Origin of the sequence: Clostridium sp., assembly GCF_036646415.1 — a bacterium.
In the GTDB taxonomy this organism is placed as follows: domain Bacteria; phylum Bacillota; class Clostridia; order Clostridiales; family Clostridiaceae; genus Clostridium_J.
Genome location: NZ_JAVXMF010000029.1, coordinates 21686 through 28813, shown reverse-complemented (window position 1 = coordinate 28813; position 7128 = coordinate 21686). Strand labels below are relative to the sequence as shown.

Here is a 7128-nt window from a genome sequence, read left to right as displayed (position 1 = left end):
TTCTTATCTTCTTCATCACTTACTAGTGACGACTTTTACTATTCTACTAGATAATCTCTTATCTGTCAACAACTTTCTTTAAAAACTTTTTTTCTTAATTTCTTAAGAAGTTTCCTCTTAATTCCTGTTGTTTCTTTGCCGCATCTCTCAGCGACAAGACTTATAATATCATGATTTTACAACTCATAATCCATATATTTTTACATCTACATATAAAAACTACCTATTTACTACTTATTCCGATATAATGCTACATTTTTCTCATATAGACACGCGTGGTAAAGTAATTGCCATTTTTAAGATAAATCAAACTCTAGGTGCAAAACAAAAGCACCCAAATCTTACTTTCTGGGTGCTTCTAAAGCAGCTACATACCTTTAGCTTTTTTTACGCAAGCCTTCATTGCTTCCATTACACTACTACGGAAGCCTTTTTCTTCTAATACTCTTACTGCTTCTATAGTTGTACCACCCGGTGAGCAAACCATATCCTTTAATTCTCCTGGATGCTTTCCTGTTTCTAGTACCATTTTTGCAGAACCTAATACTGCTTGAGCTGCAAATTTATAAGCCTTATCTCTTGGCATTCCATCCATTACAGCAGCATCTGCCATAGCTTCAATGAACATAAATACATAGGCTGGTGAGCTTCCACTTACCCCTACTACTGTATCCATTAGGTTTTCATCGACTATTTCAGCCTTGCCAAAGCCACTTAAAATCTTACATACATATCTTAATTCTTCATCAGTAACTAAAGAATTTTTGCAAACTCCTGTAATACCTTCCCCTACTAATGCCGGTGTATTTGGCATAGTTCTCACTATTTTCACTGCCTTACCAAACTGACCTTGTAACTTTTCTAAACTTTGTCCTGGCGCAATAGTTACTATAATTGTATTCTCTGCAACTACATCTGTGATTTCTTTTATAACATCGTCATAGTATTGAGGCTTTACTGCTAAAACCACAATTTCACTATTTATTGCAACTTCTTTATTATTTGAAGTTATGTTTATTCCTAAGTCACTCTTTGTTTTCTCAAGTCCTATAGCATATGCATCAGATGCAATAACCTGATCAGCTGATAAAATCCCCGATGAAATAATCCCTCCCATCATAGCCTTAGCCATATTTCCACAACCTATAAATCCTAATTTCATTTTCATATTTGATTCGCTCCTTAATTGAATTTTTGCTCTGTCCTGTCTATGATTTCATCTTGAAGCTCTTTACTTAGATTTCTGAAGTGGTCACTGTATCCTGCAACCCTTACTATTAAATCCTTGTATTCTTCTGGGTTTTGCTGTGCTTTTATTAGTGTATTTCTATCAATTACATTAAATTGAATGTGGTGACCATCCATATTAAAGTAAGTTCTAACTAGGTTTGCCATATGCTCAAGTCCATCTTCTCCCGATACTACACTTGGTGTGAATTTTTGGTTCAGAAGAGTTCCACCAGTTCTTAAATGATCCATCTTTGAAGCAGATTTTATAACTGCTGTAGGTCCATTAGTATCTCCACCTTTTTCTGGAGAAATACCTTCCGATACTGGCTTATGAGCAAGACGTCCATTAGCACTTGCAAGCATTACTTCTCCAAAGTAAACATGGCAGGTTGTTGGCAACATATTAATTCTATAGCAGCCACCCTTCATATTTGGTCTACCAGTTACTGTTTCATTATATAAATTAAATACCTGCTGCATAACCTCATCAGCATAATCATTATCATTACCATACTTAGGAGTTCTATTCCTTACTAGGTTTCCTATGATTTCACTGCCTTCAAAGTTATTATTTAAAGCTTCCATAAGTTTATCCATAGTAAACTTCTTTTCATCATAAACGTTATACTTAATAGCCACAAGAGAATCTGTTATGGTACCTATTCCAACCCCTTGTATATAGCTTGTGTTATAACGAGCACCACCTCCATTATAATCCTTACCACTACTTATGCAATCATTTGTTATTACTGATAGGAATGGTGCTGGCATGTACTGTGCATATATTTTCTCAATTATATTGCTACCTTCTACCTTAATATCTACAAAGTATTCTACTTGCTTTTTATAAGCTTCAAATAGTTCTTCATAGGTTTCAAAGTCTGTGGCATAACCAAGTTCTAGTCCAAGTTGTTTACCACTTACTTTGTCATAACCATTAAATAATGTTAGTTCTAATATCTTAGGAAGATTCAAGTATCCTGTTAAGATATATGCTTCATTACCAAAGGCTCCCGTTTCCACACATCCACTGGTTCCTCCACGTCTAGCATCTTGGATTGTCTTACCTGCATTAAGTAACTCTTGAATAATTGCTTCTGTGTTATAAAATGCTGGCTGACCCCAACCTTTTCTAGAGATTTCACAAGCTCTCTTTAGGAATCTTCTTGGTGTTTTTCTACTTATTTGCACATTTGAGCTTGGTTGTAACAACTTCATCTCGTCCATACAATCAAGGATTAAATAACTTACTTCATTGATTCCATCTTGTCCTTCTGGAGTAATACCTCCAGTATTTATATTTACAAAGTCCGTATAGGTACTACTTTCCTTTAGAGTAACTCCAACCTTTGGAGGGGCTGGCTGATTATTAAATTTTACCCATAGACATTCTAAAAGCTCCTTAGCTTTGTCTTCATCTAATATTCCCTTCTCTATGTCTCTTTCATAAAATGGATTCAGGTGTTGGTCAAGTCTTCCTGGGCTATAGGCATCCCATGGATTTAACTCCGTGGTTACTCCAAGATGAACAAACCAGTACATTTGAATTGCTTGCCAATAGTTTTTAGGACTATGAGCAGGTACAACTTCACAGTTTTCTGCAATTTGAAGTAGTTCTTCTTTTCTTACTAAATCAATTTCCTTATTAGCTAACTCCCTTGCATATTTTGCATATCTTTCTCCTAAAATCATAATGGCATCACAGCTGATGCTCATAGCCGTTAACTGTTCCTTCTTTGATAAAGCCTCTAAATCAGTTAAAAAATCCAATTTATCTATAGCTTCTTGAATATCCTTTTTATAATCTAGGAATCCCTTTTTATAAATATTTTCAGAACCGACAGTATGCCCTGGTCCTCTTTGCTCCATGAATTCTGTAAATATGCCACTTTCATAACATTCTTTCCACTTTGGACTCATGGCATTTATAATTTTACTTCTTATAGAACGTTTCTCCCAGTAAGGAATAATTCTTTCCTCTTGAATTTTAAAATCCTCTTCCTTTACCTTAAAGCAAATAAGATCTCTGTCATTCATTACGTGCATATCCTCAAGTGTATGACAGCAAAGCTCTGGAAAAGTTGGTGAAGCTTGAGGTCCATCCCCTTTTTCTCCTACAATCAATTCACCCTCATTGATACAAATTGTTTTGTTCTCCATAAAATACTTAAATGCCAAGGCCCTCATCTCAGGCACAGAAACACTGCCCTCATATTTCTTATAAGCATCTGTCATTAAAGTTGCTCTCTCCATATATATATGAGGGATTATATTCATACTCTCAGATCTTAGCTTTTTAACTCTTTCATTCATACCTCTTTCCATGACTTACCCTCCTATTTCACACTTCTATCCACCAATCTTAACATTTAAGAAACCTTGATTTTCAAATTTTTCTTTTATTTTTTTCATTCTCTCTTCACTAGGTGTAGAAAAATCATATCCCTTATAATCTCTTCGAAGTCTGTCATACTTACTACTTCCTGTATTATGATAAGGAAGTAAATTTATCTTTTTCACATTAATATTATCCTTTAAGAAATTAATGATTTCATCCATTGAAGCCTCATCTGCATTGACTCCCTCTATGATTGGTATTCTTATATTAATATTTGCACCTGCATCACTTATTTTCTTAAGGTTGCTTAGTATTAGCTCATTGCCCTTACCAATGAATTCTTCATGGTTAACACTGTCCATTAATTTTATGTCATACAAAAACATATCTATATAGGAAAGTATTCTTTCATAGTTTTCATAGAGTGCATATCCACAGGTATCTATTGCAATGTTATATCCTTTTCTCTTTAGCTTCTTTAAAAGTTCTTCTATATAGTCCATGTTTTGTGTCATAACCTCTCCACCGGATAAGGTAATGCCACCATAGGACTCTTCATAAAACATCCTGTCCTTTTCAGCTTCCTTAACAAGTTCTGCCATGGTATATTCCTTTCCCACTACTTCACGAGCATTATTTACACAATAATCAATACAAGATTTACATAAGTCACACTTTTCTCTATCTGTGCATACATGCTGACCCTCTTTTACTATTGCATTTCGATGACAAATCTCAACGCAAGTTAAGCACCTCGAACATTTCTCCTCATTATACATTAGCTCCTGATTATAGCTTTGACTTTCCGGATTATGACACCACAGGCAAGAAAGCAAACAGCCTTTAAAAAATATTGTGGTTCTTATTCCATCTCCGTCATGAATGGAGTACTTTTGAATATTTATAACCTTTGGCAAATTCACAATATCACCTTCTACTTGTTAAATTTAGTTCATTAAAAAGCTTAATATACACTTCAATTTCAATTATATTCATTTATATGAATATAACCTTTTATATATTCACTTTAATTATAAAATTCCCTTTATTCAAAGTCAATTCCTAGATTTCTACAAAATAATTATTCATATGTAAACTTTAATTGTAGTTTTGCTAAATATAAGTCCACTGCTATATAAATATTTAACTAAAATTAAATACAACTATAATATAGCTATGAAATCTATCTTGTATAAGTTTGCATTTCTTTACTCTTCTATATATAATATATTTTATTAATGGTAACAATTTATAATAATTTTAGGAGGAATGTTAAATGGCAAAGGCAAAATCAAAGGAAGAAATAAAAGCAGATTTAGAGCATACTCTAAATAATATTTACATAAATTTCACTCTAATTAAAGAGGTTCACGATGCTGCATACGAATTAAATCCAGAATATAAAATCTTTTGGGATAGCCATCCTGGAAAAACTAAGAAGGATTTATTAGTAAATCAAAAACCTATGGCTATACCTGAAGAAAAAGTTGATGAGAAGAAAGTAAGCGTTTCTCGTACCTTTAAAAAAATGTTTAATATTAATGAATTACCTATTGAATATAAGATAGAAAAATCTGTAACTGGTAAAAATCTCACTAAAACCTTGAAATCCATTAATCAAGTATTGTGGAAAAAGTAGTAAGGATTTTAAAAAAACTTCTATAATAAATAACTTATTTATAAGCCACATTTCTATGTTTCATAGGGGTGTGGTTTTCTAATACCAATTAAATAAACTCTATAAGCTTTTTCTATAGAATATTATTACTTATAGTAAATATAAATAAATGTTTTATAGAAAATAATACTATGATATCCTATATGAGGTCATTGATACAAATATTTCAATATATTTTGTATTAAATTATACTTTTATAGGAGGCATATTATGAAAAAGACAAAATTAATAAGTTTAGGATTAGCTACACTATTATCTTTATCACTATTTGGTTGTGGTAGTAAAAATAATGTAGACACTGAAAAAAAAGATGTTGCTGAAACTACACAGGGTGAAGTAAAAGATGGTGGAACAATGGTTTTCTCAGCTAGTACAGATCCAACTTGTTTGAATCCATTTTTTCAACAAAACAGAGTTACTTACACAATAAATAACGCATTGTTTAGTCCATTATATGTAGTTGACCAAGATGATGTAAGATATTATTTAGCAGAAAACATAGAGGTATCTGAGGATAAGCTTACATATAAATTAAAACTAAAAGACAATTTAAAATGGCACGATGGTGAAAAAATAACAGCAGATGATTTAATATACAGTGTAAATGTAGCAAAGGATGAAGCCCAAGGAATTGAAGCTAGACAAACCTTTGTTATTAATGATAAAGAGGTAGAAGTAACAAAACTAGATGACTTAACTGTTGAGTTTAAATTACCAAGTGCTTATGTACCTTTTTATAACGCAATCGGTGATTTTAAAATAATTCCAGAACATATATTTAAGGGAGAAGCTAATTTAGCTCAATCAGAGAAAAACAACAACCCAATAGGTTCTGGGCCATTCAAGTTTAAAGAATGGAAAAAAGGCGAGATGGTAGTTCTTGAGAGATTTGATGATTATTATATAGGAAAACCTCATTTAGATAGCGTCGTTTATAGAATAATACCAGATGCTAACACTTCAAAAGTTGCTTTTGAAAATGGAGAAGTATCAGCTAGCTATCTAGAAGAAAGTAAATATGAAGCTTTTTCAACAGATAGTAGATTTAAAACATACTCATTTAATGAGGGAATGTTAAATTATATGATTTTAAATGAAAAAAATGAAAACTTAAAGAAAAAAGAAGTTAGACAAGCTATAAGCTATGCATTAAACAAGGAAGAAATACTAAAGACTTCTTTCACAAACTTAGATAACACTGAGAAAGCATACTCTATATTAGCATCAAGTACAAAGTTCTATACTGATGATGTTGAAAAATATGATCAAAACATAGAAAAAGCTAAGGAGCTTATGAAACAAGCGGGAGTAGCTAACATGAAACTTAATTTTCAATACACTCCTAAAGATGAGAAAATAGCTATGATAGTTAAGCAACAGCTTGCAGCTATCGGTATAGAAGTTGATACACAACAAATAGATACAAATGTATTCTTCGCAAAAATATTCGGTGAACAAGAAAGAGATTTTGATATAGTTATTAATGGATATGTTATGGGAAATGATCCAGATGGATATTCTAGTGCATATTTATCTAATGGTAGTTTTAATGTTCAAAGTTATAACAATCCAGAATTAGATCAAATGTGGAAAGATGGAGCTACACAACCTGATGACACAAAGAGAAAAGAAATCTATGAAAAAATTCAAAAGACTATAGCTGAAGATTCAGTTGTTTACCCATTAAATTATTCTAAATCATTAATAGGGGTAGATGCTAAATTAGGTGGCGTAGAAGACGCTAAGTTAGTACCAATATATATGTTTGAAGATTTATCAAAGATTTATATGATCCAATAAGAAAATATAGCTAAAATGTGGCTCATTTATCTGTTTACAGATTTTTGAGCCATTTTAATGTGATTTATAACACATGGAAGGA

5 protein-coding genes are annotated in these 7128 nt (G+C 32.1%); 2 read left to right on the top strand and 3 right to left on the bottom strand.

Translation table 11 applies throughout. The annotated features are described in order from the left end of the window. Nucleotides 1-367: 367 nt before the first annotated feature. From proC to RSD37_RS14610, 3 genes are read right to left on the bottom strand one after another with little or no spacing between them, the layout of a single operon-like run. Nucleotides 368-1168 (bottom strand): pyrroline-5-carboxylate reductase, encoded by an 801-nt coding sequence (gene proC, locus RSD37_RS14620; protein ID WP_346947481.1) that lies wholly within the window; start codon nucleotides 1166-1168, stop codon nucleotides 368-370. A 14-nt stretch (nucleotides 1169-1182) separates the two neighbouring features. Then, a complete protein-coding gene (hypD, locus tag RSD37_RS14615; RefSeq protein WP_346947480.1) occupies nucleotides 1183-3555 on the bottom strand; it encodes a trans-4-hydroxy-L-proline dehydratase in 2373 nt (790 codons plus the stop codon). 24 nt (nucleotides 3556-3579) lie between these two features. Continuing rightward, nucleotides 3580-4491, bottom strand: a complete 912-nt coding sequence (locus tag RSD37_RS14610; protein ID WP_346947479.1) for a trans-4-hydroxy-L-proline dehydratase activase — start codon at nucleotides 4489-4491, stop codon at nucleotides 3580-3582. A gap of 353 nt (nucleotides 4492-4844) precedes the next feature. On the opposite strand from RSD37_RS14610, the gene RSD37_RS14605 reads away from it, so the two are divergent. Both RSD37_RS14605 and RSD37_RS14600 read left to right on the top strand, forming a co-directional pair. Then, the gene (locus tag RSD37_RS14605) at nucleotides 4845-5207 is read left to right on the top strand and encodes a hypothetical protein (RefSeq protein ID WP_346947478.1); all 363 of its coding nucleotides are present in this window, start codon (nucleotides 4845-4847) and stop codon (nucleotides 5205-5207) included. Nucleotides 5208-5456: 249 nt separating this feature from the next. Further along, the gene (locus RSD37_RS14600; protein WP_346947477.1) at nucleotides 5457-7046 is read left to right on the top strand and encodes an ABC transporter substrate-binding protein; all 1590 of its coding nucleotides are present in this window, start codon (nucleotides 5457-5459) and stop codon (nucleotides 7044-7046) included. Nucleotides 7047-7128 lie beyond the last annotated feature (82 nt).

What these genes read in the sequence shown, in the direction of transcription:
- proC (WP_346947481.1), bottom strand. Translation starts at nt 1,168, where the DNA reads ATGAAAATGAAATTAGGATTTATAGGTTGTGGAAATATGGCTAAGGCT.
- hypD (WP_346947480.1), bottom strand. Translation starts at nt 3,555, where the DNA reads ATGGAAAGAGGTATGAATGAAAGAGTTAAAAAGCTAAGATCTGAGAGT.
- RSD37_RS14605 (WP_346947478.1), top strand. Translation starts at nt 4,845, where the DNA reads ATGGCAAAGGCAAAATCAAAGGAAGAAATAAAAGCAGATTTAGAGCAT.
- RSD37_RS14600 (WP_346947477.1), top strand. Translation starts at nt 5,457, where the DNA reads ATGAAAAAGACAAAATTAATAAGTTTAGGATTAGCTACACTATTATCT.